At 67.3% G+C, this 25,689-nt stretch carries 25 protein-coding genes; 14 read left to right on the forward strand and 11 right to left on the reverse strand.

The window, feature by feature from the left end:
- Position 1: 1 nt before the first annotated feature.
- Together ACE3Q6_RS09300 and ACE3Q6_RS09305 are read right to left on the reverse strand one after the other, a co-directional pair.
- Complete coding sequence (locus ACE3Q6_RS09300) at positions 2 to 1,837, reverse strand: beta-N-acetylhexosaminidase (RefSeq protein ID WP_374431354.1); 1,836 nt, start codon at positions 1,835 to 1,837, stop codon at positions 2 to 4.
- Positions 1,834 to 2,595, reverse strand: a complete 762-nt coding sequence (locus ACE3Q6_RS09305; protein ID WP_374431356.1) for a GntR family transcriptional regulator — start codon at positions 2,593 to 2,595, stop codon at positions 1,834 to 1,836. Before ACE3Q6_RS09305 ends, ACE3Q6_RS09300 begins: the two co-directional genes overlap by 4 nt.
- Before the next feature lie 233 nt (positions 2,596 to 2,828).
- Between ACE3Q6_RS09305 and ACE3Q6_RS09310 the strand changes: the two genes are divergently transcribed.
- From ACE3Q6_RS09310 to ACE3Q6_RS09355, 10 genes are all read left to right on the forward strand, one after another.
- Complete coding sequence (locus ACE3Q6_RS09310; protein ID WP_374431358.1) at positions 2,829 to 3,755, forward strand: carbohydrate ABC transporter permease; 927 nt, start codon at positions 2,829 to 2,831, stop codon at positions 3,753 to 3,755.
- A gap of 1 nt (position 3,756) precedes the next feature.
- A complete protein-coding gene (locus ACE3Q6_RS09315; protein ID WP_374431360.1) occupies positions 3,757 to 4,599 on the forward strand; it encodes a carbohydrate ABC transporter permease in 843 nt (280 codons plus the stop codon).
- Positions 4,600 to 4,631: 32 nt separating this feature from the next.
- Entirely contained in the window at positions 4,632 to 5,840 is a 1,209-nt protein-coding gene (locus ACE3Q6_RS09320; protein WP_374431363.1) for an ABC transporter substrate-binding protein, read from the forward strand.
- A gap of 56 nt (positions 5,841 to 5,896) precedes the next feature.
- Positions 5,897 to 6,991: an ABC transporter ATP-binding protein gene (locus ACE3Q6_RS09325; protein ID WP_374431366.1), complete on the forward strand. Its 1,095-nt coding sequence runs from the start codon at positions 5,897 to 5,899 to the stop codon at positions 6,989 to 6,991.
- A 14-nt stretch (positions 6,992 to 7,005) separates the two neighbouring features.
- The gene (locus ACE3Q6_RS09330) at positions 7,006 to 8,148 is read left to right on the forward strand and encodes a Gfo/Idh/MocA family protein (RefSeq protein WP_374431368.1); all 1,143 of its coding nucleotides are present in this window, start codon (positions 7,006 to 7,008) and stop codon (positions 8,146 to 8,148) included.
- Positions 8,149 to 8,383: 235 nt separating this feature from the next.
- Positions 8,384 to 9,391, forward strand: coding sequence for an SIS domain-containing protein (locus ACE3Q6_RS09335; RefSeq protein ID WP_374431370.1), 1,008 nt, complete (start codon positions 8,384 to 8,386; stop codon positions 9,389 to 9,391).
- A 241-nt stretch (positions 9,392 to 9,632) separates the two neighbouring features.
- A complete protein-coding gene (locus tag ACE3Q6_RS09340) occupies positions 9,633 to 10,691 on the forward strand; it encodes a tagatose-bisphosphate aldolase (protein ID WP_374431371.1) in 1,059 nt (352 codons plus the stop codon).
- Positions 10,688 to 11,593, forward strand: a complete 906-nt coding sequence (locus ACE3Q6_RS09345; RefSeq protein ID WP_374431373.1) for an ROK family protein — start codon at positions 10,688 to 10,690, stop codon at positions 11,591 to 11,593. The genes ACE3Q6_RS09340 and ACE3Q6_RS09345 overlap by 4 nt, the downstream gene beginning before the upstream one ends.
- Positions 11,586 to 12,845 carry a class II D-tagatose-bisphosphate aldolase non-catalytic subunit gene (locus ACE3Q6_RS09350; RefSeq protein WP_374431376.1) on the forward strand — a complete coding sequence of 420 codons (1,260 nt, stop codon included), beginning with the start codon at positions 11,586 to 11,588 and terminating at the stop codon, positions 12,843 to 12,845. Before ACE3Q6_RS09345 ends, ACE3Q6_RS09350 begins: the two co-directional genes overlap by 8 nt.
- Positions 12,842 to 13,993 (forward strand): N-acetylglucosamine-6-phosphate deacetylase, encoded by a 1,152-nt coding sequence (locus tag ACE3Q6_RS09355; protein ID WP_374431378.1) that lies wholly within the window; start codon positions 12,842 to 12,844, stop codon positions 13,991 to 13,993. The genes ACE3Q6_RS09350 and ACE3Q6_RS09355 overlap by 4 nt, the downstream gene beginning before the upstream one ends.
- A 213-nt stretch (positions 13,994 to 14,206) precedes the next feature.
- Here ACE3Q6_RS09355 and ACE3Q6_RS09360 read toward each other — a convergent pair whose 3' ends face one another.
- Positions 14,207 to 14,683 carry a D-galactarate dehydratase gene (locus ACE3Q6_RS09360; RefSeq protein ID WP_374431380.1) on the reverse strand — a complete coding sequence of 159 codons (477 nt, stop codon included), beginning with the start codon at positions 14,681 to 14,683 and terminating at the stop codon, positions 14,207 to 14,209.
- Between the two features lie 85 nt (positions 14,684 to 14,768).
- Between ACE3Q6_RS09360 and moaA the strand changes: the two genes are divergently transcribed.
- On the forward strand, positions 14,769 to 15,770 hold the full coding sequence (gene moaA, locus ACE3Q6_RS09365; protein WP_374431381.1) for a GTP 3',8-cyclase MoaA: 1,002 nt from the start codon (positions 14,769 to 14,771) through the stop codon (positions 15,768 to 15,770).
- A gap of 64 nt (positions 15,771 to 15,834) precedes the next feature.
- Here the strand turns inward: moaA and hemP are convergent, their stop codons facing one another.
- Positions 15,835 to 15,993 (reverse strand): hemin uptake protein HemP, encoded by a 159-nt coding sequence (gene hemP, locus ACE3Q6_RS09370; protein ID WP_374431383.1) that lies wholly within the window; start codon positions 15,991 to 15,993, stop codon positions 15,835 to 15,837.
- A gap of 253 nt (positions 15,994 to 16,246) precedes the next feature.
- Here hemP and ACE3Q6_RS09375 point away from each other — a divergent pair, with 253 nt between their 5' ends.
- Both ACE3Q6_RS09375 and ACE3Q6_RS09380 read left to right on the forward strand, forming a co-directional pair.
- Entirely contained in the window at positions 16,247 to 17,269 is a 1,023-nt protein-coding gene (locus ACE3Q6_RS09375; protein WP_374431385.1) for a phosphotransferase, read from the forward strand.
- Complete coding sequence (locus ACE3Q6_RS09380) at positions 17,266 to 18,579, forward strand: aspartate aminotransferase family protein (RefSeq protein ID WP_374431387.1); 1,314 nt, start codon at positions 17,266 to 17,268, stop codon at positions 18,577 to 18,579. The genes ACE3Q6_RS09375 and ACE3Q6_RS09380 overlap by 4 nt, the downstream gene beginning before the upstream one ends.
- Here the strand turns inward: ACE3Q6_RS09380 and ACE3Q6_RS09385 are convergent.
- The 4 genes from ACE3Q6_RS09385 to pstB form a co-directional block, all read right to left on the reverse strand.
- Complete coding sequence (locus tag ACE3Q6_RS09385; protein WP_374431390.1) at positions 18,576 to 18,980, reverse strand: nuclear transport factor 2 family protein; 405 nt, start codon at positions 18,978 to 18,980, stop codon at positions 18,576 to 18,578. The two genes, ACE3Q6_RS09380 and ACE3Q6_RS09385, sit on opposite strands and share 4 nt — an antisense overlap.
- Before the next feature lie 418 nt (positions 18,981 to 19,398).
- Positions 19,399 to 20,091, reverse strand: a complete 693-nt coding sequence (phoB, locus tag ACE3Q6_RS09390) for a phosphate regulon transcriptional regulator PhoB (protein WP_374431392.1) — start codon at positions 20,089 to 20,091, stop codon at positions 19,399 to 19,401.
- Between the two features lie 2 nt (positions 20,092 to 20,093).
- Positions 20,094 to 20,795: a phosphate signaling complex protein PhoU gene (gene phoU / locus ACE3Q6_RS09395; RefSeq protein WP_374431394.1), complete on the reverse strand. Its 702-nt coding sequence runs from the start codon at positions 20,793 to 20,795 to the stop codon at positions 20,094 to 20,096.
- Between the two features lie 11 nt (positions 20,796 to 20,806).
- On the reverse strand, positions 20,807 to 21,604 hold the full coding sequence (gene pstB, locus ACE3Q6_RS09400; protein ID WP_374431395.1) for a phosphate ABC transporter ATP-binding protein PstB: 798 nt from the start codon (positions 21,602 to 21,604) through the stop codon (positions 20,807 to 20,809).
- Positions 21,605 to 21,787: 183 nt separating this feature from the next.
- Here pstB and ACE3Q6_RS09405 point away from each other — a divergent pair, with 183 nt between their 5' ends.
- Positions 21,788 to 22,591 (forward strand): alpha/beta hydrolase, encoded by an 804-nt coding sequence (locus ACE3Q6_RS09405; protein ID WP_374431397.1) that lies wholly within the window; start codon positions 21,788 to 21,790, stop codon positions 22,589 to 22,591.
- Positions 22,592 to 22,758: 167 nt separating this feature from the next.
- Here the strand turns inward: ACE3Q6_RS09405 and ACE3Q6_RS09410 are convergent, their stop codons facing one another.
- The 3 genes from ACE3Q6_RS09410 to ACE3Q6_RS09420 are packed head-to-tail and all read right to left on the reverse strand — an operon-like array spanning position 22,759 to position 25,642.
- Positions 22,759 to 23,619: an ABC transporter permease gene (locus tag ACE3Q6_RS09410; protein WP_374431398.1), complete on the reverse strand. Its 861-nt coding sequence runs from the start codon at positions 23,617 to 23,619 to the stop codon at positions 22,759 to 22,761.
- A gap of 14 nt (positions 23,620 to 23,633) precedes the next feature.
- Positions 23,634 to 24,560: an ABC transporter permease gene (locus ACE3Q6_RS09415; protein ID WP_374431400.1), complete on the reverse strand. Its 927-nt coding sequence runs from the start codon at positions 24,558 to 24,560 to the stop codon at positions 23,634 to 23,636.
- A 2-nt stretch (positions 24,561 to 24,562) separates the two neighbouring features.
- Positions 24,563 to 25,642: an ABC transporter ATP-binding protein gene (locus ACE3Q6_RS09420; protein WP_374431401.1), complete on the reverse strand. Its 1,080-nt coding sequence runs from the start codon at positions 25,640 to 25,642 to the stop codon at positions 24,563 to 24,565.
- Between the last annotated feature and the right edge of the window lie 47 nt (positions 25,643 to 25,689).

The following is a 25,689-nucleotide window of genomic DNA, read 5'->3' on the forward strand; positions in this document are numbered from 1 at the left end:
CTCATGCTCCGCGATGACGTGTCCAGCCGATCCTGTCGAGAAGCGGCGCATAGGCCCCGGCGAGCGCCCTGATTCCCCCGCCGTCGGTCTTCCCGGCCGGCTCCCATGCCTTGGTCGCGATCCCCAGGATGCGAGGGGCGATCATGCCCTCGGCCTGGCCGTCCTCGGTGGTGAACTCGCCCCAGAAACAGGCCTCGACCCCGGCGATGCGGGGGGCGATGTCCTCGGCACCCTTGGGGACCGGGTCCCAGGCCACGGTCTTTTCCAGGGGCACGAAACCCGCCCAGGCCGCGCCCCAGTCGTCGGGGTCGGGCGAATGCGCGAGGTCGAAATAGGCGTGTTGCGCCGGGCACATCACCACGTCATGCCCCCGCCGCGCGGCCTCGATCCCCGGTCCCTGCCCCGTCCAGGAGAACAGGAGCGCCCCATTGCCGATCCCGCCCTGACAGCCCTTCGCCGCCTCTTCCCAGGCCGCAACCCGGATGCCGTCTGACCCCAACTCCTCGGCCAGCTTGGCCAGCATCCACCCTTGCACGTCGTCCGAAGTCGAAAGCCCCTCCCGGGCCTTCAGCGCCGCCACCGCGGGCGAGCCGTCCCAGGCTCCATGCGGCGCCTCATCCGCGCCAAGGTGGAGGATGCCAAGGGGGAAGAGGCTTGCCACCTCCTTCGCCAAGGGCACCAGCAGGTCCCAGGTCGCCGGGATCGCCGGGTTGACGATGTTGTCGAGATAGCCCTGGACCGAGACCTCTTCGCCATTGTCGCCGGGGTCGCGCAGACCGGGCACCGCCTTGACCATCGCGTGGGAATGCGCCGGAACCTCGATCTCTGGCAGGATGTCAATGTGCAGGGCCTTGGCGTGGGCCACGACCTTCGAAACGTCGGCCTTGGAGTAACTCCCCCCCGCCCTTATGCCGCCACCAAAGACCCCTGGGACCAGCTCGCCCTCGCCCCGGAAGGCCGTCCGTTGCCAGAGGAGCGGCTGGGTGTCGACCTCCAGCCGGAAGGCCTCGTCATCGGCGAAGTGCCAGTGGAAGCGGTTCAGCTTCAGAAGGGCCATCACGTCCAGAAGCCGCAGGATGAAGTCGACCCCGAAGAAATGCCGCGCGCAATCAAGGTGTTGGCCGCGGTAGCCGAAGCGCGGGGTGTCGGTGATCGTCCCGCAGGGCAGCTGCCCCCCGCATGTCTCGCGAAGGGTCAGAAGGGTGATCCCAGCGTAGTGCAGGCCCGCCGGCCCGCCCACCGTGACCGACAGGCCGGTGGGCGCGATGGTCAGGCGATAGCCCTCGGGGCCAAGCGAGGCGTTCTCGCTGACCGACAACTTCGATCCACCCGCGGCCACGACCGGGGCGAGACCAAGGCGCTCCGCCAGGCCAGCCACGCCCTCAAGCCCCGCCACCGGAGCCACGGCCGCAAACGCCAACGTCCCGCCCGCAGCCTTCCACTCCGTCGGCTGCGGGACCAAGGGCAATGTCCCGACAGGAAGCGCGGGCGCGGGCGGCCCCTCATCCTCGCGCAGCCCGATGTCGTTCCCCGGCGGCAGGGGCAGGCACTCCTTCCCCACCCGAAGGTAGGCGCCGAGCGGTAGCCAGGCCCGGTTCCGCGGCCCGAACTCCTTCACCGCGTGTTCCAGCACCACCTCATGCGCCACCCCCGGAGCCAGGTCCGGCAGCGCCACCTCGGCATAGCCAGCCACCCGCCGCACCATCGTCCCGCCCGAAATCACCTTCGGCGCGGCCATCAGCGAGAAGCAGAGGACCGGGGCCGTAAGGAGCTTGTCCGAACCAACAAGGCAGCGGATCTGGTTTCCGTCGATGCGGGTCCGGAAAGTCAGGGTCATGGCGCGTCCAGCCTCAATTCGGCAATGAAATCATAGATGTCGCTGCGGTAGAGGCCGCGCGTGAACTCGATCGGCCGGCCCGAGGGCAGGTAGGCCGTCCGGTCGATCCGCAGCACGGCCGCCCCTTCGGCGAGGAGCAACAGCTTCGCATCCACCGCCGTCAGGTTCACCGCCGTGATCCGCTGCACCGCCCTTGTCGGCGCCTTCCCCGAGGCCCGAAGCACGTCATAGAGAGAGGTTTCCACCGCCTCCGGGTCCGGCAGCACGTCCGTGGGCAGCGACGACCATTCCAGTGCCAGCGGCGTATCGTCGGCAAAGCGGAGTCGGTCCACCCGCGCCACCCTCTCTCCAGGAGGCAAGCCCAGCGCCATCATTTCGTCCGGGCTGGGTAGGAACAGCCCGCGCCGCATGATCCGGCTGGAGGAGGTCTTGCCCCGTTGCCGCATGTAGTCGGTGAAGGACAGAAGCGCAGAGAGCGACTGTTCGATCTTCGACTTCGGCGGCCGCACGAAGGTCCCCGCCCCGCGCCGCTGTTCCAAGACGCCATCCTCGACCAGCTGGCTGACGGCCTTCCGCACCGTGACCCGCGACACATCCGCGATCAGCGCCAGCTCGCGCTCGGGCGGGAGCTGCGCCTCGGGCGGCAGTTCCCCTGCCGCGATGGCTGCGGACAAATGCCGATACAGCTGCTCATACCGTGGCCCCCGCGCGGCGCGGAACCAGGCATCGGGGCGATACAGCGCCAGGTCGTCTTCCATCGGAAGCCCCCGAATTGGTATTGTTTCTATGGGACCAATCCCGTCGGTTCCGCGCAAGATGGACCAAGATAGCCTGTGAAAACAAGGGAAATCGGCACATGGTCCGGTTTTTCTGCAGACTTGGTATTATGATGGTAGCTTCACAGAAGTTTTTTGGTAACGTCATCCCAACGACATGATTCGACCCGCGCCGCCCCTGCCAGGGTGGCCCAAGGCTGAACAGGGGGAACCGCATGACGCTTGTCGCCGAAGGCACCGCACCGGACCGGATGCAGCGGCGTGAGCTGTCGGACAAGGCCTTCGCCTGGCTCCTGATCTCGCCTGCGCTCCTCTTCATCCTGGTCATCGTCGTCTGGCCTTTGGTGGAAACCATCCGCCTCTCCTTCACCGACGCCACGCTGGGGGGCGAGAACTTCGTCGGCATCGCCAACTATGCCGCGCTCTTCGGCGATCCGAAGTTCTGGCAGACCGTGGGCCGCACCTTCTACTGGATGGTCCTGGCCGTCAGCCTGAAGCTGATCGTGGGCCTGATCGGGGCGAGCCTCCTCAACGCCGCGATCCCCGGCAAGGCGCTGTTCCGCGTCCTCGTCATGCCGCCCTGGGTGATCCCGGTCGCCATTGGAGTGATCGGCTGGAAGTGGATGTACAACGGCTATTTCGGCCTGATCTCGGGCCTTCTGCAGGAGTTCGGGCTGGTCGAGGACCGCGTCGCCCTCCTCGCCACCAAGACCTCGGCCTTCTATTCCGCCATCGTCACCGACGTCTGGGTCGGCACACCGATGGTGACGCTCTTCTTCCTCGCCGCCATGCAGGGGGTCTCGAAGGACCTCTACGAGGCCGCCTGGGTCGACGGGGCCAGCCGCTGGTACCGTTTCCGCCGCATCACCATTCCCCAGATCATGCCGGTGATTGTCTCGATGGCGCTTCTCTCCGCGATCTGGACCTTCAACAGCTTCGAGATCATCTGGATCCTCACCGAAGGCGGCCCGCGCGGGGCGACGACGACCCTCATCATCGACACCTACAAGGTCGCCATCTCCTCGCAACGCTTCGGCGAGGGCGCGGCGCGGGCGGTGGTGATCGTGGTGCTGCTGGCCACCTTCTCGCTCTTCTACCTGTGGTTCCTGAACCGCGTGAACCGGCATTACGGGGCGAAATGACATGATCGACCGTCTGACCCTCCTCCAGAAGATCGGCGTCTACTTTGCCACCTTCCTGTTCCTGCTCTTCATCCTGATGCCCTTCATCGAGATGATCCGGGTCTCCCTCCGGCCCATGAGCCACCTGATGACCGCCGACTTCACCTGGTGGTCCGAGGATTTCAGCCTGCAGGCCTACCGCGACATGTGGAACACCGTGCCGCTTCTCGGCCGCTACATCTTCAACTCGATCTTCGTCGCCAGCGCCGTGACCCTGGTCACCATGATCGTCGTGATCCCTGCCGCCTACGCCTATGCCCGGCTGGAGTTCCCGTTCAAGGCCCTGTCGCTGGGCGGCTTCCTTGCCGTCAACATGTTCACCGGCGCGGTCCTGCTGATCCCGCTCTACCGGGTCCTGCGCAGCCTGTCGCTTCTCAACACCTACTGGGCAATGATCATCCCGGGCGTGGCCTTCCTGATCCCCACGGGCATCTGGCTTCTCCGCTCCTACCTGGAAAAGATTCCGAAGGAACTTGAAGAAGCCGCCTACGTTGACGGCGCCTCGCGCCTCTATACCCTCCGCCGAGTCGTGATCCCGCTGGCGATCCCGGGCCTGATCGTCGTCGGCACCGCGGTCTTCATCGGCGCCTATGCGCAGCAGTTCCTCTTCGCCATCACCTTCAACAACGTCCGCGAAATCCAGCCCCTGCCCGCGGGCCTCTTTGAATTCGTCGGTTACCAGGACACCACCTGGAACGAGCTGATGGCCGCCGCGCTGACGGGCGTCCTGCCGGTGATGCTCGTGTTCCTCTTCCTGCAGAAATACCTCGTCGCGGGCCTGACCGCAGGCGCGGTGAAAGAATGACCAACCAAGACCACCAACAAGGGAGACTACCAATGACCCACCTCAAGACCCTGACGGTCGCTGCCGCGCTGATGGCCGGCACCGCGCTGTCGGCCCAAGCGCAAGAGCTGCACTTCATCATGTGCGGCGGCGAAGTGCGCCCGGCCGACCAGGTCGTGATCGACAAGTTCCAGGCCGACAATCCCGGCGTCACCGTGAAGATGGAAGCGGTGGAATGGGGCACCTGCCAGGACAAGTCGATGCAACTTGCCGCCGCCGGTGACCCGCCGGACGTGGCCTACATGGGCTCGCGCACGCTGCGCCAGCTTGCCAACAACGACCTGATCGTGCCGGTGACCTTCACGCCCGAGGAAGAGGCCGCCTACCAGCCCGGCGTCCTCAAGACCGTGACCAACGGTGGCCAGTACTGGGGCATCCCGCACGCCTTCTCGACCAAGGCCCTCTACATCAACTGCACCGTGGTCGAGGCTGCGGGGGCCGAGTGCAAGGCGCCCGCCACCTGGGCTGACCTCGTGGCACTGGCGAAGACCGTGACCGACAACACCGACGCCGCAGGCATCGGCATTGCCGGCAAGGACTTCGACAACACGATGCACATGTTCCTCGACTTCCTCTATTCGAACGGCGGGAAGGTCTACAACGACGACGGCACCCCGGCGCTCGACAGCCAGCAGACCCGCGAAACCCTGCAGCTTTACGCAGACCTCCTGCCCTACATGCAGTCCGGCCCGACCGAATGGGAACGCGACCAGATGAAGGACCTGTTCAACGACGGCCAGATCGCGATGTACGTCTCCGGCCCCTGGGGTGAAGGCCAGCACAAGGAAAAGGTGCCGAACCAGATCGTCGCCCCGATCCCGGCCGGTCCTTCGGGCGTGTCGGGCACCATCCTGATCACCGACTCGCTGGCGGTCTTCAAGGGCACGGGCAACGAGGAACTGGCGACCAAGCTCGCCAAGGCGCTGACCTCGGGCGATGCGCAGTATGACCTCGACTCGTCCTGGGGCCTGACGCCGATCCTCGACTACGAAAAGCTCGGCAAGACCGACGTCTACTACAAGCAGGGCAACTGGCCGATCTTCGTGGCCGGGATCTCGACCGGCGGACCGGAGCCGATGGTCGAGGACTTCAAGGCGCTGCAGGCCGTCTTCACCAACATGATCCAGGGTATCATGCTGGGCGAAGGCACCGTGGACGAGCTGGTGACGCAAGCTGGCGTCGAGCTGGCCGCCGTCCGCTGATCCTGAACGGGGGCGCGGCCTGACGCGCCCCCACCCTACCGCAAGAGGACCCGCCGATGGCCACGCTTGACCTCCAAGGCATCACGAAAAGCTTCGGCACCGCCCAGGTGCTGTCCGGCATCGACCTCGCGATCCGCGACAAGGAGTTCGTGGTCTTCGTCGGGCCCTCGGGCTGCGGCAAGTCCACCCTCCTCCGCATCATCGCGGGGCTCGAGGCCGCGACCTCGGGCCACATTCTGATCGACGGCGTCGATGTCTCCGCCGCCGCCCCCGTGGATCGCGGCATCTCGATGGTCTTCCAAAGCTATGCGCTTTACCCGCACCTCTCGGTCTTCGAGAACATCGCCTTCCCCCTCCGCGTCGCCCGCCTGCCCGAGGCCGAGGTCAAGGCAAAGGTCGGCCGTGCGGCCGAGATCCTGCAACTGACCGAGAAGCTGTCGCTGAAACCCGGCCAGCTCTCCGGCGGCCAGCGCCAGCGCGTCGCCATCGGCCGCAGCATCGTGCGGAACCCCAAGGTCTTTCTCTTCGACGAACCGCTCTCAAACCTCGACGCCGCCCTCCGCGGCGAGATGCGGGTCGAACTCTCCGCCCTCCAGCGCGACCTTGACGCGACGATGGTCTACGTCACCCACGACCAGGTCGAGGCGATGACGATGGCCCACCGCATCGTCGTCCTCAACAAGGGCCGAATCGAACAGTTCGGCACGCCGATGGAGCTTTACCACCACCCCGCCACCCGCTTCGTCGCGACCTTCATCGGCCAGCCCAACATGAACCTCCTCCCCGCCACGGTCACCGGCGCGGATACGGACGGTCTGACGGTCGAATTCCACGGCGGCGCCCGGATGACCCTTCCGGTCGAAGCCACCGCGAAACCGGGAGACAAAGTCGACGTCGGCGTCCGCCCGGAAAACCTCAAGCTCGGCCAGGGCCTTGCCATGCGCCTCAGGGTCCTCGAACGCCTCGGCGGCACCGCCATCGCCTATGGCCAGATGGCCGACGGGCTGAAACTCTGCGCCGCCCTTCCGGGCGACACCACCGTCCACGAAGGCGAGGAGGTCGGCCTGACCTTCGCCCCCGCCGACGCCCATGTTTTCGACACCCAAGGCCGCGTGATGCGGCGGCGGCAGGCCCCCGCGCTCGCCGCCTGAAGAAGGAGACCGTTATGCGCATCGTCACCTCAGGCATCGGCCTGCGGGCCGGTCATGTCTTGACCACGCTGAAAGAGGAAATGCCGGAAGCCGAAGTGGTCGGCTACTACGACCCCCAGCCCACGCATCTGGAGATGATCGGCACCGACACCCCCCGCTATCCGTCGGTGGAGGCGATGCTGTCGGACGCCAAACCCGACCTCTATTGCGTCTTCTCGCCCAACGTCTTCCACCTCGACCAGATCCGCGCAGGCCTGGAAGCGGGGGTTCAGGTCTTCACCGAAAAACCCGTCGTCGTCTCGATCGAGGAAACCCTCGAACTCGCCCGCCTCCTCGCCAAACACGGCGGGGTGAACCGCGCCATGGTCGGCCTCGTCCTGCGCTATTCGCAGCACATGGTCGACCTCCGCGCTGCCATGGCGCAAGGCTGGCTCGGCGACATCACCAGCCTTGAGGCCAACGAACACATCGGCCCCTACCACGGCGCCTTCTTCATGCGCGACTGGCGGCGGAAGACCGGCCTTGCTGGCGGCTTCATGCTGGAGAAATGCTGCCACGACCTCGACATCTACAACATGGTCACCGGCTCGCGGCCCCAAAGGGTCGCCAGCTTCGGCGGCCGCAAGTCCTTCGTCCCGGCGAACGCGCCCAAGTCGAACGCGGAGGCCGAAATCTTCCACGTCAAGAAATCCGTCTGGGAATACACCGATGATCCCTTCAACTCCGACGGCGACATCATCGACTACCAGACCGCGATCCTGCAGTACGAAACCGGCGCCAGCCTCGCCTTCCACACCAACCTCAACGTCCCCGACGAACACCGCCGCTTCTGCGTGATCGGCACCCACGGCATGGCCGAGGGCGACTTCGTGCGCGGCTTCCTGAAAGTCACCGCCCGCGACGGCCGCCGCCTGGCCGACCACGACTACACCCAAGGCACCGCGATGAAAGGCGCCCACTATGGCGCCGACCAGCTGATGTGCCGCGACATCACCGCCTATCTGCGCGGCCAGGCGGACAGCCTCCCCGTCTCCATCCTCGACGCGATGGAGGCCGGCATCGCCGCCATCGCCCTGGACCAGGCCCGCACCACCGGCCAGGTGGTCGACCTCACCGAGACCTGGGCGCAGCTCGACCAACACGGCCTCCGCCAATGACCCTCCTCACCTTTCATACTGGCCCAAATATCCCCGCCGGAGGCTCCGACCTCGGCCGCCGCTCTGCGGCACCCCGCACCGTCCAACCCTTTCATCTTTGTGCAAATATCCCCGCCGGAGGCTCCGCACCCACAACCCGCGCCACCGCCTGCCTACCGCACCCCCGCCATCCCAAGCGCCTCCCGTCCACCTGCGTGGGGAGGGGCCTGGGGTGGGGGACCATCGGAACTACGAAATGACCGACCTCCCCGCAAACGCCGGCCAGCACATGGCGAGCGAGATCGCCGAGGCTCCGGCGGTCTTCGCCACCGCCATCGCGCAACCCGTCACCCTGCCGAGCCTCCAAGACCTCCGTGCGATCTACACCGTCGCCCGCGGCTCCTCCGACGCCGCCGCGAACATCCTCGCCTATGAACTCATGCGGGAAACCCACCTCCCCGTGACCTCCCTCCCCCCCTCGATCTTCTCCGTCGGAGACGGCGTCCGCCTGACCGACGCCGCCGTCCTCGTCGTCAGCCAGTCCGGGGCCTCCCCCGACCTCGTCCGCTCCACCGAAGGCGCCAAAGAAGCCGGGGCCACCGTCCTCGCCCTCACCAACGCCCCGGGCAGCCCCGTCGAAGCCAAGGCCCACGCCACCCTGAAGATCAGCGCCGGCCCCGAACAGGCCGTCCCCGCGACCAAATCCGTCGTCGGAGCCATCGCCGCCGGCATGGCCCTCCTCTCCACCCTCTCCCCCGCCTATGCCCCCCGTGCCAGGGCTTCCGCCCAAACCATCGCCGCCCTCCAAGGCAAGCAACTCCCCCAGACCAAAGCCCTCCTCGCCGCCCTCCTCCGCACGTCACACGTCTACGTCATCGGGCGCGACACCGGTTACGGCGCGGCGCAGGAACTGGCCCTCAAACTCAAGGAATGCTGCGCCCTTCACGCCGAGGCCTATTCCTCCAGCGAAGTCCTCCACGGCCCGCTTCAACTGGTCACCAACCCCCTCCTCATCCTGATCCTCGACACCGAGCAACCCGAAGTGCAGGACTCCCTCGACACCGCCGAACACCGCTTCAAGGCCGCGGGAGGCACCACCTTCCGCCTCCGCCCCTCCGACGTCGGCGCCACCAATCTCACCCCCGCCGCCGCCGCCGCCGCCCTCCTCATCCTCACCTACCCGCTGGCCCTGCAAACCGCCCTCGCCCTCGGCCACGACCCCGACCGCCCCACAACGCTCGCCAAGGTCACCCAAACCCGATGACCCGCCCCCTGCCTTTCACCTGGCCCCAAATATCCCCGCCGGAGGCACTTCGCCCGAGCCGGTTGGCCGCAGGCCAGAGGCGAGACAAAAGGCTCGCGCCGCAGGCGCTCCGCTTTGCAGCCGCAGCCATCAAGCCCACCGGCATCCCGTTGAGCACACGCACAGCCCCAAGCGCCTCCCCTCCCCCCCGTGGGGAGGGGCCGGGGGAGGGGGGCACCACAGAAGACCGAGAAGCACAGACATGACCGACCTCACCCGCCACGCCACCTTCCGCGAAATCCTCGCCCAGCCCGCCATCTGGCGCGACTGGGGCGCAGAACTCCCCGTGGCCGACCTCCGCCAATGGATCGCCAGCACCGGAACGCAGGAAGTCTGGTTCTGCGGCGCCGGCACCTCCGCCTACATCGGCGACATCCTGACGGCGGGCCTCGAAGGCCAGGACGGCCCCCGCCTCCGCGCCACGCCGACCACCGACATCGTCGCCCGCCCCCAGGCCTACCTGCGCGGGTGCCCCAAACTCATCGTCAGCTTCGGCCGCTCCGGCAACTCCACCGAAAGCGTCGGCCTCCAGGCCGCATTGGACGCCCTCGCCCCGCACTGGCCCCGCCTCCACATCACCTGCAACGCCCGGTCCGCCCTCGGCCAGGACTCCAAAGCCAAAGTCATCACCCTGCCCGAAGCCACCCACGACCAGGGCTTCGCGATGACGTCGAGCTTCTCCACCATGCTCCTCACCGCCGCTGCCCTCTTCGACCGCAGCCTCCCTGCCGACCAAACCCCACTGCGCCTCAAAACCCTCGCGGGCAGCCTCCAAACCCTCCTCCCCACCTTCACCGAGGCCGCAAGAACCGCCCGCCGCCCCGACCGGGCCGTCTTCATCGGCTCCGGCCCCCTCGCCTTCGCCGCTCGCGAAGCGGCCCTCAAGGTCATGGAACTCGCCGCAGGCCGCATCCCGGCCCTCTGGGACTCCACCCTCGGCTTCCGCCACGGCCCGAAAAGCTTCACGGTGGGCGCGACCGACCTCTGGCTCTTCCGCTCCGCCGACCCCCACGCCCGCGCCTATGACGAGGACCTCCTCGCCGAGCTTCGCAGCCAATACCCGGCCAGCCACATCACCGCCCCCGACATCCCCCAACCCTTCGGCGACCTCTGGTCGGCCCCCCTCTACGTCGCCCTCGCCCAACTCCTCGCCGTCCACTGGTCCGACGCGCTTGGCCTGAACGTCGACGACCCCTTCGCGGGCCAGGGCACCCTGACCCGCGTCGTCTCCGGCGTGCGCCTCCATCCGGTGGCCCCATGATCGCAGGCGGCATCGACCTCGGCGGCACCAAGATCGAGGCGCAGGTCTTCGCCCCCGACTGGAGCCTTCTGGCCCGGAACCGCTGGCCCACGCCCAAGGACTACCCTGCCTTGGTTCAGGCCATGACCGACGCGATCCATTGGTGCGCAACCCACGGAGAAGCCCCCATCGGCATCTCCGCCGCAGGCCTCATCAACCCCGCCACGGGCCTCGCCCTCACCTCGAACCTCTCCGCCACCGGCAAACCCTTCCCCGCTGACGTCTCAAAAGCCGCCAACCGCAAGATCGCCTGGATCAACGACTGCCGCGCCCTCACGCTATCCGAGGCCACCCTCGGAGCCGCCAAAGGCGCAGACCCCGCCGTCGGCCTTATCCTCGGCACCGGCGTCGCAGGCGGCGTCGTCACCGGCGGAAAACTCCTCCCCTCCCCAGCCCAAACCGGAGGAGAATTCGGCCACTTCCCCCTCGCCGCACCGCCCATCGCCGCGCACAACCTGCCCATCCTGACCTGCGGCTGCGGCCGCGACGGCTGCGTCGAAACCTACCTCTCCGCCCCCGGCCTCACCCGCATCGCTGCCCACCTCACCGGCACCCAGCACGCCCCCGAAACCATCGTCGCCGACCGCGCCACCACCCCCGCCTTCGCCATGGCCTGGGACATCTGGCTCGACCTCGCGACCGAGTTCCTGATCACCCTCTGCCTCACCATCGACCCCGAAGTCATCGTCCTCGGCGGCGGCCTCTCCCGCGCCCCCGGCCTCACCGACGACCTCACCCAACGCCTCGCCAAAGCCACGCTGAAAGGCTTCCCCATCCCCGCCATCCGCCTCGCCGAAGGCGGCGACGCCAGCGGAGCGCGCGGTGCGGCCCTCCACGCATTGAACGAGGGCCAGCATGCCTGACCTCCGCCAGATCATCGCCCGCAACCGAGCCGGGGAAGCCATCGCCATCCCCTCCGTCTGCACCGCCCACCCCGACGCGCTTGAAGCTTCCCTCACCCTGGCCGAGAACCTGGACCAGCCCGTCGTCGTCGAGGCCACCTCGAACCAGGTCAACCAGGATGGCGGCTACACCGGCCTGAAACCCGCTGACTTCATCAGCTTCGTCAAGGACATCGCCGCCAAAGCTCACGTATCACATGAACGCATCCTCTTCGGCGGCGACCACCTCGGCCCTCAGGCCTGGCGCAAGCTCCCCGCCGACGAGGCAATGACCAAAGCCCACCGCATGGTCGCCGACTATGCCGCCGCTGGCTTCACCAAGATTCACCTCGACTGCTCCGAAGGCTGCCAGGGCGAACCCGCCCAGCTCCCCGATCAAATCACCGCCTCCCGCTCCGCCGCGCTGGCCGCCACCGCGCTGAAACACGCCCCGAACCCCGACCACCTGCTCTTCGTCATCGGCACCGAAGTCCCGCCCCCCGGCGGCGCGCGCACCGACGATCATGGGCTGATCCCGCCCACCACGCCCGCCTCCGCCAAGGCCACCCTCGCCGCCCACCGCGACGCCTTCACCGCCGCGAACATCCCCCTCGACCTGATCGGCGGCCTCGTCGTCCAACCCGGCGTCGAGTTCTCGCCGATGGAGGTCCACCACCTCCCCCTCAAACGCGACCCCCAGCTCCTCGACGCCCTGGCCGACTGGCCGGGAATTTGCCTGGAGGCCCACTCCACCGACTACCAGCACCCCGAGGCCTACCCCCGCCTCGCCCAGCTCGGCTTCGCCTTCCAGAAGGTCGGTCCCGCCCTCACCTTCGCCTGGCGCGAAGCGCTCTACGCCCTCGACAGCATCCGCACGCAAAACGGCTGGTCCACTGGCCAAAGCCTCCCCGACGTGATGGAAGACATCATGCTCGCCAATCCCACCTACTGGCAGGCCCATATCCACGGCCCCGACCCGCGCCTGCAACGCCACTTCGGCCTCGCCGACCGCATCCGCTACTACTGGCCCGACCCGAGGGCGCAGCGGGCCGTCGACCGCCTCCTCTCGGACCTGTCAGACAAACGCCTCCCCGACCCGCTCCTCCTCGCGCATTTCCGCCCGGATGAGATTGCATTCGCCCGCGAAAGCCGCCATTCGCTGCCCCGCGCGCTGGCACTCGCCCGGGTGCAGACGGCGCTCCGCCCCTATTTCTTCACGGGACACAGGCCATGACCGCCAAACCCGACCTCTGGCTGATCCCCGGCGCGATCTTCGACGGCACGCGCCTCTGCCCCGGCGCGGCCATCGGTATCGCAGGCACCCGCAGCCTGACCATCGGCACCCCGCCCAAGGACGCCCCCATCCGCCGCATCAAGGGCACCCTCACCCCCGGCTTCCTCGACCTGCAGGTGAACGGCGGCGGCGATGCGCTTCTGAACAACGACCAGTCGCCCCAGGCGCTCCACACAATGGCCGCCGCCCACCGTCGCTTCGGCACCGTCGGCATCCTGCCCACCGTCATCACCGACGCGCCCGAGGTTCTGACGCGCGCGGTCGAGGCGACCCTCGCCGCCCACAACGAACCCCAACCCGACCGGAGCCTCCTCGGCCTCCATATCGAGGGCCCGCACCTCAGCGTCCCCCGCCGCGGCACCCATGCCGCCGAATACATCCGCCCCTTCGACGCCACGACCCTCGCCCATGTCCAGCGCCTCCGCGCCGCGGGCATCTTCGTCAAGATCACCGTGGCCCCTGAGAGCACCACGCCTCAGGACGTGGCCCGCCTCGCCAGCCTTGGCGCCGTCGTCTCCATCGGCCATTCCGACACCACCGCCGAAGCCGCCCGCGCCCTCCTCGACGCAGGCGCCACCTGCTTTACCCATCTTTTCAACGCCATGTCCCCGATGCTGAACCGCGCCCCCGGCGTGACGGGCGCCTGCATCAACTCGACCGCCTACGCGGGCATCATCTGCGACGGCATCCATGTCGCCGACGAAATGGTCGGCCTCGCCATCCGCGCCCGCCCCCTGCCAGGCCGGATGTTCCTCGTCTCCGACGCCATGTGCACCGTCGGTGGCTCCGACCACATGCGCCTCTACGGCCAGGACATCTGGCTGAAGGACGGACGTCTGGTGAATGCCGAAGGCTCCTTGGCGGGGGCCCATGTGACCATGGCCGAAGGCCTTCGCCGCCTGATCACCGTGGTCGGCACCCCGCCCGACACCGCCCTCGACATGGCCGTATCCGCGCCCGCCCGTGTCCTGAACCGACCCGACCTCGCCACACCCGAAGCGCGCGACCTGGCCGACCTCCTCCTCCTCGACGCCGACTGGCGTGTCATCGCCAGTCTCGCCGACGCACTCTCCACCCAGCCGGCCTGACCCAGGCTTTCATCTTTGCCCAAATATCCCCGCCGGAGGCAGCAAACGCTCCCCTGCGAACAAGCCTTTCATACTGGCACAGATATCCCCGCCGGAGGCCCGACGCCCGCAGCACCGATCAAACCCGAGGAGGAGGGGTGCTAAGCCCCGACGACGAGACAAAAGGTGCGCGCGTAAGCGCTCAATTCGATAACCGCCCCGCAGCCCCGGGGACTACGGCCCGTAGATCGTCACCTGAGGCAGCTCGGTCAGCGACAGCCCCAGCGCCTGGAAGGCCGCCAGCGACAACAGCGCCCCGCCCGTCCCAGGCCGCAACTCCACCGCCAGCGACTTGCCCGCTGCCGTCACGATGCGACCTTGCGCCTTGGCCTTGACCAGCGGCGAGGACAGCCAGATCCCCTGCTCCACCGGCGGACCCAGCGCCACGACAGTCTTGCCGAGCTCGCGCTCCCCGCCCGAAGCCGGGGCCGCGAGAGCCGCCGCCTTCTCCTCGGCCGTGGTCTTGTCCAGCGCCGCCGCGCTTGTGGCCCGGGTTGTGCCAAGCACGCTCGTCGATACAGCGGGCGCGAATTCGGTCGCGGGCTGCGGCTCGGCCGGTCCGGTCACGCCCGACCGGCCCCCCTGCTTTTCGAACAGGGCGCAGCCCGACAGGGCCACGGCGAGGACGGGGATCATGGCAAGTTGTCTCATGGTCGTAGGCTACCCTGCCGCCCCAGGTGCCGCAATCGTCGCTCTCGCACTTGTGCGGCCCCCCGCTCGGGCCTACCTTCCCCCTATGGCTCCGCTCATCGATCCCTTCGCCCGCGCGATCAGCTACCTGCGCGTCTCGGTCACCGACCGCTGCGACTTCCGCTGCACCTATTGCATGTCGGAGCACATGACCTTCCTGCCCAAGGCCGACCTCCTTTCCTTGGAGGAACTCGACCGCCTCTGCTCCACCTTCGTCCGCCTCGGCGTCCAGAAGCTCCGCATCACCGGCGGAGAGCCGCTCGTCCGCAAGGGCATCCTGACCTTTTTCGAGGCGATGTCGCGCCACCTCGCCACGGGCGCCCTGAAGGAACTGACGCTGACCACCAACGGCAGCCAGCTCGCCAAATTCGCCCAGCCCCTGGCCGACCTGGGCGTGAAGCGCATCAACGTCTCCCTCGACACGCTCGACCCGAAGAAATTCCAGGACATCACCCGCTGGGGCCGCCTCCCCCAGGTCCAGGGCGGGATCGAGGCTGCCAAGGCCGCCGGCCTCCGCGTCAAGATCAACGCCGTGGCCCTTAAGGGCTTCAACGAGGACGAGCTCTTCTCCCTTCTCGACTGGTGCGCGCAAGAAGATCACGACCTCACCTTCATCGAGGTCATGCCGATGGGCGAGGACATGTCCCCTCTGCGCCTCGACCAGTACTGGCCGCTGAAGGACCTCCGCGCCCGGCTCGCCCAACGCTTCACCCTGACCGACCTCACCGAGCGCACGGGCGGCCCGGCCCGCTATGTCCGCATCGAGGAAACCGGCCAGAAGGTCGGCTTCATCACGCCGCTGACCCACAATTTCTGCGAAAGCTGCAACCGCGTGCGGCTCACCTGCACAGGAGAGCTCTACATGTGCCTCGGCCAGGAAGACATGGCCGACCTCCGCGCCCCCCTGCGCGCCAGCCCGGACGACGCGGTTCTTGAGCAAGCCATCCGAGCCGCCATCGCGCGCAAGCCCAAGGGCCACGACTTCGACTACAGCCGCCAGAAGGTCGCAGGCCAGATGACCCGCCACATGAGCCACACCGGGGGCTGAGTGGGCGGCTGAGGGTCCAAATTCCTTAAGCAAGGAATTTGCCCTTGGGCCCGACCGCCGCGCCCTATTTAGTAAGGATCAGCTTCCCCGCCCGCGTGATACGCAGGGAATAGACCTGCCCATCCAGCACGATCCGCGCCAGCGATCCGCCCTCGGTCAGCACCCGAGCCTCATGCACCGGCGTCGCATCCGTGGTCAGCCAGGTTTCCACATGCGCATTCATCCCCGCACCTCCAGCCGCGCAATCAGCGCTTCCAGGACCGGGCCGGGAAAGACTGCGGCCACGCTCAACAGGTCAAGGAACTCCCCCCAGGGGGCACGGCGTTCGGGCATGACATCCTCCAGACTGACGATCACACCGGGCGTGCCCCGACAGGGCTGGCTAGGCTTGCCGCTATATCCTGACTAAATCACTCAACCATGTCAACGCATATTCCGCTGGCCCCCCGCGCGCCAATCCTTATCCTGCCCGCAACATGACCCAAGACCCCGCCGGAAGCCTCCTCTCCCTCCCCCCGCCGCAAGTGCCAACTGAGGCTCTGGCGACCCTGGCCGCCAGCCACTGGGGCCTCACCGGCACCCTCCACCCTCTCACCTCCGAGCGTGACCAGAACCACCGCCTCGACACCGGCACCGCCAGCTACACCCTGAAACTCGCCAACCCGGCCGAGCCCACCGCCCTCACCGACTTCCAGACCCAGGCCCTCCTCCACACCGCCCGTGAGGCACCCAACCTCCCCACCCCCCGCGTCCTCCCCACCCGCGACGGCCAGTCCATCCTCCCCACCCCCGACGGAGCCCTGAGGCTCCTCACCTGGCTCCCCGGCACCCCTCTCGCGCACCTGCCCCGCACCCCGGCCCTCGCCGCCTCCATCGGCCGCGCCCTCGGAGAACTCGACGCCACCCTCGCCCACTTCCACCACCCGGCCTCGGACCACCACCTTCTATGGGACATCCAGAACACCCCCGACCTCGCCCCCCTGACCGAGGCCTTGCCGGGCGACCTGAAACCCAGGATCATCACCTTCCTCGCCCGCTTCACCACCCACATCGCCCCGGCCCTGAAACAACTCCCCCGCCAAGTCATCCACGGCGACTTCAACCCCCATAACCTCCTCGCCGACCCTGCCGACCCAAGCCACCTCACCGGCATCCTCGACTTCGGCGACATGACGCTCTCCCGCCGCATCTGCGACCTCGCCGTCGCCGCCTCCTACCTGATCGACCCCACGGACCCGGCCTCGCTCCTCATCCCACTCACCCAGGCCTACCACCAGGCCAACCCATTGACAGCACAGGAACTCCACCTCCTCCCCGACCTCATCACCGCCCGCCTCGTCACCACCCTCACCATCTCCGCCTGGCGCGCCGCCCGCTACCCTGAAAACGCCCCCTACATCCTGCGGAACGCCCCGACCTCCCGAGCGGGCCTGGACGCGCTGACGAACCCCGGTGCACTTGCCGAAACCCTTACAAAAGCCTGCGGAACCCCGACATGACCCGCCAGACCACCATGCTGAACGCCTACACCCCCGGCGCCGGGCACCTCTCCCCGGCCGACGAGGCCCTGGCCTACCGCCGCGCCAAGTCCCTCGGCCCCGCCTACCGGCTCTTCTACGAAACCCCGGTCCACCTGGTGCGGGGCGAGGGCGTAAACCTCTACGCCCCCGACGGCACCGCCTACCTGGACTGCTACAACAACGTCGCTTCCGTCGGCCACTGCCACCCCCGCGTCGTCGAAGCCCTCTCCCGCCAGGCCGCCACTCTCGCCACCCACACCCGCTACCTCCACGATGGCATCCTCGCCTATGCCGAGCGCCTCCTCGCCCTCTTCCCGCCCGAGCTCTCCCACGTGATGTTCACCTGCACCGGGTCCGAGGCGAACGACCTCGCCCTCCGCATCGCCCGCGCGGCCACCGGCGGCACCGGGGTCATCGTCACCGACAACGCCTACCACGGCGTCACCCTCGCCACGGCCGAGATGTCGATGTCCATCGGCCCCGCCGTCGCCCCCGGACCCACGGTCTTCCCGATCCCGGCCCCGTCCGCGCAGAACTACCCGCAGGGCATCGCCGAAGGCTTCGCTGCAGCCGTCACCGAAGCCTGTGACCGCATGGCCGACCAAGGCATCAAACCCGCCCTCCTGATCGTCGACACGATCTTCTCCTCCGACGGCGTCTACCCCGAGCCCGCCGGCTTCCTCGCCCCCGCCGCCGCCGCGATCCGCGCACGCGGAGGCCTCTTCCTCGCCGACGAAGTCCAACCCGGCTTCGGCCGCACCGGCAGCCACTTCTGGGGCTTCCAGCGCCACGGGGTGATCCCCGACATGGTCAGCATGGGCAAGCCGATGGGCAACGGCTACCCGCTCGCGGGCCTCGTCCTCAAACCCGAAACCATCGCCGAATTCGGCGCAAAGGCGCGCTACTTCAACACCTTCGGCGGCAATGCCGTGGCCGCCGCCGTCGGCCTCGCCGTCCTCGACGTGATCCACGACGAAGCCCTGCAACAGAACGCCCAAACCACCGGCCACGCCTTCACGCAAGGCCTGAAGACTCTCGCCCAACGCCATGAAACCCTTGGGGAAACCCGAGCCGCGGGCCTATTCATCGGCCAGACCATCCTGACCGACGGAAAACCCGACCCCGCCCGCACCGCCCGCCTCGTTAACCGCTTGCGCGAGCACCACATCCTGATCAGCTCCACCGGCCCCAGGGGCGACAGCCTGAAAATCCGCCCGCCGCTCCCCTTCAGCCTGAAGGACGTGGATCAGGTCCTCACCACCCTCGACCGCCTCTTGCCAACCGTCTAGGCACCAGGCGGCAACCCGCGCCCGGCATGGACGTGATAGGCCTTGGTCACGATCTGCCAGCGACCCGACGCGTCCGGCCGGTCCTTCACCATCACCAGGTAATCGGTGAAATCCGTCCCGAAACAGGTGTCCGTCAGCTTCGCCACCGCCACCGTCCCCGTCACCTCGATCGACAGAAGCTCCGCGATGATCGGCGAGCCCTCCGCTTCCGTCTCCTCGCCCTTCAGCCAGGCGATGAACTCCTCCAGCGGGAAGAACTCATAGGTCGCGCCGAAATGCCCGACCTGCAGTGCGCCGGGATGGAAGGCCCGCCGCAGCTTCGCCTCATCCCCCCAGCACATTCCCTCGAGGTAGTCCACCACGACCGCCCGCACCGCATCATGCTCCGCACCCCAGGCCATCCGTCCCTCCCTTGTGACCCCATCCCAGACTGCACCGCCCCACAGAATTCGCAAAGCCTTTCATCTTTGCCCAAATATCCCCGCCGGAGGCCCCGAGCGGCCCGAAGCACAAGCTCTTTCATACTGGCGCAAATACCCCGGGGATCTCGAGGGGCAGCGTCCCTCGTCAGCCGAGGAGGAGGGCGAAGTCCCGACGACGAGACAGAAGCTTCGCGCGACACCGCTCAATTCGAAACCCGCCCCTAAAGCGCAACGCCCGGGCCGCCGGGAACAGACCTCTCCACCCGCGCCCCCTCTCCCCCCCGGGGGAGAGGGCCGGGGTGAGGGGGAAACCCGCCCGAAATCCTTGACGAAACCTGAACGACCGCAGCCAAGCCCTTGATTCACAAGGATTCAAGAAACTGCCCACCGTGGACCGTTACCCCAGCGAATACCCCGCCCCACGCACCGTCCGCACCGGATCCGACCCGCCGTGCTGCATCAACGACTTCCGCAGCCGCCCCACATGCACGTCCACCGTCCGGGTGTCGACATAGATGTCCCGCCCCCAGACCAGGTCCAAAAGCTGCTCGCGCGAGAACACCCGCCCCGGCCGCTCCATCAAGGTCACCAGCAACTTGAACTCCGTCGGCCCCAGCTTCAGCACCTTGTCCGCCCGGTAGACCCGGTGGCTCTCCGGATCCAGCCGGATATCCTCATGCTCCAGCACCACCCCGGCGGTGGAAGGCCGCACCCGCCGCAACTGCGCCCGGGCGCGGGCCATCAACTCAAGCACGGAGTACGGCTTCACCACGTAATCATCCGCCCCCGTCTCCAGCCCCCGGATCCGGTCAACCTCCTCGGCGCGCGCCGAGAGCATGATGATCGGGATCCCCCGCGTCTCGGGCCGCATCTTCAGCCGCCGGCAGACCTCGATCCCCGAAACCTTCGGCATCATCCAGTCGAGGATGATGATGTCCGGCTCCTCCTCGTCGACAAGGACCATCGCATCCTCGCCGTTGTCGGCCTGGGTCACCGCAAAGCCCTCGGCCTCGAGGTTGTAGGCCAGCACCGTCCGCTGCGCGGGTTCGTCCTCGACCAGCAGGACCTTCGGCTGCCCGCCCTTCGCCATCCTCAGGTCCCCGCGCCGGTGCTGTCGACCTTGGGGCGCTCATCCTCGGGCATCGCGCCGGTGACGAGGTAGATGACCTGCTCGGCCACCGCGGTCGCATGGTCCCCTACCCGCTCGATGTTCTTCGCGATGAAATGCAGGTGCATGCAGGGCCCGATGGTGCGGGGGTCCTCCATCATGTGGGTCAGGAACTCGCGGAAGATCGAGTTGTACATCTGGTCCACGTCGCGGTCCCGGGTCCGCACGTCCTCGGCCAGCTTCAGGTCGCGCCGGATATAGGCGTCCAGCGCGTCGGTCAGCATCTGCACGACCGCCTTCGCCAGCCTCCGGATCGACGCCGAAGCCCCCGGCACCGGCTGCATCTGCGACAGTGCCGCCGTCCGCTTGGCCAGGTTCTTCGCGTAATCCCCCGCCCGCTCCAGCGCGGCGGCGATCTTCATCACGGTCAGAACCGTGCGCAGGTCGCCCGCCGTCGGTCCACGCAAAGCCAAAAGCAGCGCGCATCGGTTGTTTATCTCATCCTCCAGCGCGTCGATGGCCTTGTCCCCGGCGCGCACCCGAGCGGCCAGGTCTTCGTCCCGCGTGTCCAGCGCTTCGGCCGCATCCAGAAGCGCCGTCTCGACCAGCCCCCCCATCCGGACCACCAAGGCCTGTGCGGCCTCAAGGTCCCGGTCGAAGGCAGTCAGGATATGTCCGGTATTCATTATGGTGCTCCTCAGCCGATCCGGCCGGTGATGTAGGCCTCGGTCCGCGGGTCCTTCGGATTGGTGAAGATATGCGTTGTGTCCGCGTATTCGACCAGGTGGCCCAGATGGAAGAACGCCGTCTTCTGGCTGACCCGCGCCGCCTGCTGCATCGAGTGCGTCACGATGACCACCGAGAACTGGCTGCGCAGCTCGTCGATCAGCTCCTCGACCTGCGCCGTCGCGATCGGGTCCAGCGCCGAGCAGGGCTCGTCCATCAGAAGGACCTCCGGCCCCGTCGCCACCGCCCTCGCGATGCAAAGCCGCTGCTGCTGGCCGCCTGACAACCCGGTGCCGGGGGCGTCGAGCCGGTCCTTGACCTCGTTCCAAAGCGCAGCCTTGCGCAGCGAGGATTCGACTATCGCGTCAAGCTCAGCCTTGTTCCGGGTCAGCCCGTGGATCTTCGGCCCATATGCCACGTTGTCATAGATCGACTTCGGGAAGGGGTTCGGCTTCTGGAACACCATCCCGACCTTAGCCCGCAATTGCACCGGATCGACGCGGGGGTCGTAGATGTCCTCACCATCGAGCAGGATCGTCCCCGAGACGCGCGCCGAGGCGACGGTGTCGTTCATCCGGTTCAGGCAGCGAAGGAAGGTCGACTTGCCGCAGCCCGAAGGGCCGATGAAGGCCGTCACCGCGCGATCCAGGATCTCGACCGAGACATCCTTCAGCGCATGGTTCTGGCCGTAGTGGACCTGGACGTTGGAAGCGCTGATCTTCATGGTCGTCGCCCCGATGTCCCTGACCGTTCCCCGCATGTCGTCCATCGCCCACTCCATGACGGCCGCAGCCTGCTGCCCACTCCGCGGCTTTAGGGCCGCTTGGTGAAGCCTATGCGACGGTTTTGTAACAGTCCAATGACAGTGCCGAAGCCTCGTCTCGAGCGCAGCAGGGCCTTGCGACGGATGCCGGAGCGGCGCAGTCTGCCGGAACCCTGAGAGGAACCCGACGTGACCGACCGCCCTGCCTACAGCTGGCCCGATCCCGACCGCGACTATGCCAACGGGGCCTTCATCCCCGGGGCAGGCGACTATCCCCCGCGCTGGTCCAGGGAGGCCGCCGCCCTCCGCGAGGCCCTGGGACCACGGGCCGAGCTGGACCTCGCCTACGGCCCCTCCCCGCGCGAAAGACTGGACCTTTTCCTGCCCGCGGGAGCGCCCAGGGGGGTCGTGGTCTTCGTCCACGGCGGGTACTGGCATCTCTTTTCCAAGGCCGAGTGGTCGCATTTCGCGGCCGGGCCGCTGGCGCGGGGCTGGGCGGTGGCGATGCCCTCCTACACGCTGGCCCCCGACGCCCGGCTTTCCGGGATCACGGCCCAGATCGCGCGGGCCTGCAACTTTGTGGCGTCGCGGGTCGGGGGGGCGATGGTGGTGACCGGGCATTCCGCGGGCGGGCATTTGGCGGCCCGGATGGGATGCGCGGACCTGTCTGTGCCGGTGGCGCGGGTGGTGCCGATCTCGCCCCTGGCGGAGCTGGGCCCGCTGATGGCGACCGGGATGAACGCGACGCTGAAGATCGACGCGGCCGAGGCGGCCACGGAAAGCCCGGCGCGGCTGCGGCTGCGGGACGGGGTGACCGCGCATGTCTGGGTCGGGGCCGAGGAACGGCCGGCCTTCCTCTGGCAGGCGCGGGTGCTGGCCGAGGAATGGGGCTGCCCCTGGACGGCCGAGCCGGGCCACCACCATTTCAGCGTGATCGACGGGCTGAAGGATCCGGAGTCCGACCTTTGCCGGGTGCTCCTGGAGGGGCTTTAGCGGGCCCTGTCCACGGTGGACATTTCCGGATTTCCCTTTGCCAACAACATTTTGCCCGTGGGCGTTAGGGGTTCGTTAAGCGTCTGGTTAACAGGCTTCGCCGGGAGCTTCGGTCCTCCTCGCGGGACGGCGCGAGGAGGAGACGAAGTCGAAAGACGAGCTTTCCCTTACAGCATCGCCTCTTCCGCCCGGCGCGCCTCGGCCTCGCGTGCGGCCTCGATGCGGGCGCGGCGGCGGCGGTTGATCTCGTAGACCAGGGCCATCACCAGGGTCACGCAGATCAGCAGGAAGGCCAGAGCGTTGATCGTCGGCGTGATCCCCGACCGGACCTGGCTGAAGACATAGACCGTCAGCGTGTCCGCGCCGCCCCGGGTGAACTGGGTGACGTTGAAGTTCTCGATCGACTGGAAGAAGGCCACCGCCGCCCCCGCACCGATGGCGGGGTAAAGGTGCGGCAAGAGAATGCGGCGCATCACCTGGGAATGGCTTGCGCCCAGGTCCAGCGCGGCCTCTTCCAGGCCTGCGTCGAAGGACTGCAGCCGCGCCAGCACCAGAAGCATCACCATCGCGGCGATGTAGCTGACCTGACCCAGCACGCTGAGATGCAGGCCCGGGTTGAACAGGAAGAACTCTGTCCCCAGCGCATTGCCCATCTTGGTCCAGAGGATCATCGTCGAGATGCCGATCACCACGCCGGGGATCAGGATGGTCGAGATCATCAGACCGTAGAGCAGGGTCCGCACCTTCCCGGCGATGGAGTTGATCAGGATGGCCGAAGCGGTGCCGACGATGACCGAGATGATCGCCACCGCCACAGCCACCCAGAGCGTATTGGCGAAGGCCAGCATCATGCGCTGGTCCTGCACCATCTCGGAGAACCACATCGTGGTGAAGCCGCGCCAGGGCACGATGGAGGGCAGCTTCGAATCGTTGAACGCCGCGCCGGACATCACCACGAGGGGCGCGAGCAGGAAGACCAGGAACAGCACCATGTAGAGATGCGCGAGGGTCTGGCGGAAGCGATGCATGGTCCCCTCCCCCCTTACTTCGCGATGTCCGAGAGCTTCACCCGGAACACCCACATCGCCAGGCTGACGAAGAGGGTGCAGAGCAGAAGCAGCAGGAAGGCATAGGCCGAGGCTGTGTTCCAGTCGAGCGCGTCGTTGAACCACTGGTTGATCGTCTGGGTGAACCACTGCGAGGTGGTGGAGCCCAGGATCGACGGCACCAGAAGCGAGCCCGCGGAGAGCATGAAGACCATGACCGAGCCCGAGGCGATGCCCGGCTTCGAATGCGGCAGCACGATACGCCAGTGGATCTTCCACCAGGGCGCGCCCAGATCCTCGGCCGCCTCGATCTGGTTGGTGTCCAGCGACTGGATCGCGTTGTAGATCGGGAACAGCATGAATAGGACGTAGGTGTAGACAAGCCCGATGACGACGCCGGTGTAGCCCATGTTGGTCCAGCGGATCGGGTCCTCGATCAGCCCGACTGCGAGCAGAAGCGCGTTGAGCGGCCCCTTGAACGCCAGGATGATCCACCAGGCGAAGGCGCGCAGCACTTCGGACACCCAGAGCGGGATGAAGAGAAGAAGGATCAGCGTCGGCAGCGACTTCGGCTGAACGATCTTGGCCATGTAATAGGCCAAGGGATAGGCCAGCAGGAAGCAGAGCACGGTGACGACCATCGAATACCAGATGGTCAGCCAGAAGGTCAGGACATGGACCGGCACCGTGAAGGTGTAGCCGAAGATGCTGCGTTCGATGCTGCCGTCGAAGACCTTCAGATAGTTGTCGAAGCTGTAGACGTCCTTCGGCCCGCCGATCTCTGTCACCGGCAGGTAGGGTCGGAAGCTTTGCTCGAAGAGCGTCATGTTCGGGATGATCACCAGCATCAGCAGCCAGAAGGCCACCAGAAGCGCCATGATCAGCGTGAGGCCAGGTCCGTAGCGGCGGAGAAGGTCCTGCATCGTCAGCCCCTGACGTTGGCGTCGGGCAGGATCGCGGCCCGGGCGGGATCGAAGGACATGAAGGCCCTGGAGCCTCTCTCGGGCACGGTGGCCGCACCGTCGTTGCGCACTTCGGAGGTCAGCACCGCGCCGGTATCCGTGGTCGCATGGACCGAGATGAAGTTGCCCTCGAAGGCGACGTCGCTGATGGTCACGGCAAGCGAGTTCTCGAAACCCGGGTTCGCGGTGATCATCGTGTGTTCCGGGCGGACGTAAAGCTTGCCGACTTTTCCCTCCAGCGCGCCAAGCCGGGCGCGGAAGGTGCCGTGGGGGGTGGCGAAGCTGGCCATGCCGTCAGCGGCTTGCTGAACCTCGCCCTGGAAGATGTTGTTTTCGCCCACGAAACTGGCGACGAAACCATTCACGGGGTTGTTGTAGATCTCGCGCGGGTCGGCGATCTGCTGGATCCGGCCTTGGGACATGACGCCCACGCGGTCGGACATGGCCAAGGCCTCGCCCTGGTCATGGGTGATGTAGATGAAGGTGACGCCCGTGCGCTGCTGGATGGCCCGAAGCTCGGCCCGCATGTGCTGGCGAAGCTTGAGGTCGAGCGCCGAGAGCGGCTCGTCCAGAAGCATGACCTGCGGCTCGACCGCCAGCGCGCGGGCGATGGCGACGCGCTGCTTCTGGCCGCCGGAGAGCTGGCTGACCATCTTGTCAGCGGCTCCGGGCAGGTCGACGAGTTTCAGTAGCTCTTCCGCCTTCCGCCGGCGGGTGGCCTTGTCGACGCCGCGCACTTCCAGCCCGAAGGAGATGTTCTCCCAGATCGGCATCAGCGGGAAGAGCGCCAGGTTCTGGAAGATCAGCGCGGTGGGCCGCTGGTTCGGCCGCTTGCCGCGCACGTCCTCTCCGCCGATGCGGATCACGCCCTGGGTCGGCTCGATGAAGCCCGAGACCATGCGCAAGATGGTGGTCTTGCCGCAGCCCGAGGGCCCGAGGAACGAGAAGAACTCGCCCGGCTTGATCGAGACATTGGCATTGTCCACGGCCCGGAAGGTGCCGAAGTCGCAGCAGACGTTTTCGAGATCGATTCCCGCGCTCATGACGCGTGGTCCCCCTGAGTGTCATTCTTTTTGTTGCAGGCTAGCAG

The organism is Tabrizicola sp., assembly GCF_041913445.1.
Taxonomy (GTDB): domain Bacteria; phylum Pseudomonadota; class Alphaproteobacteria; order Rhodobacterales; family Rhodobacteraceae; genus Tabrizicola.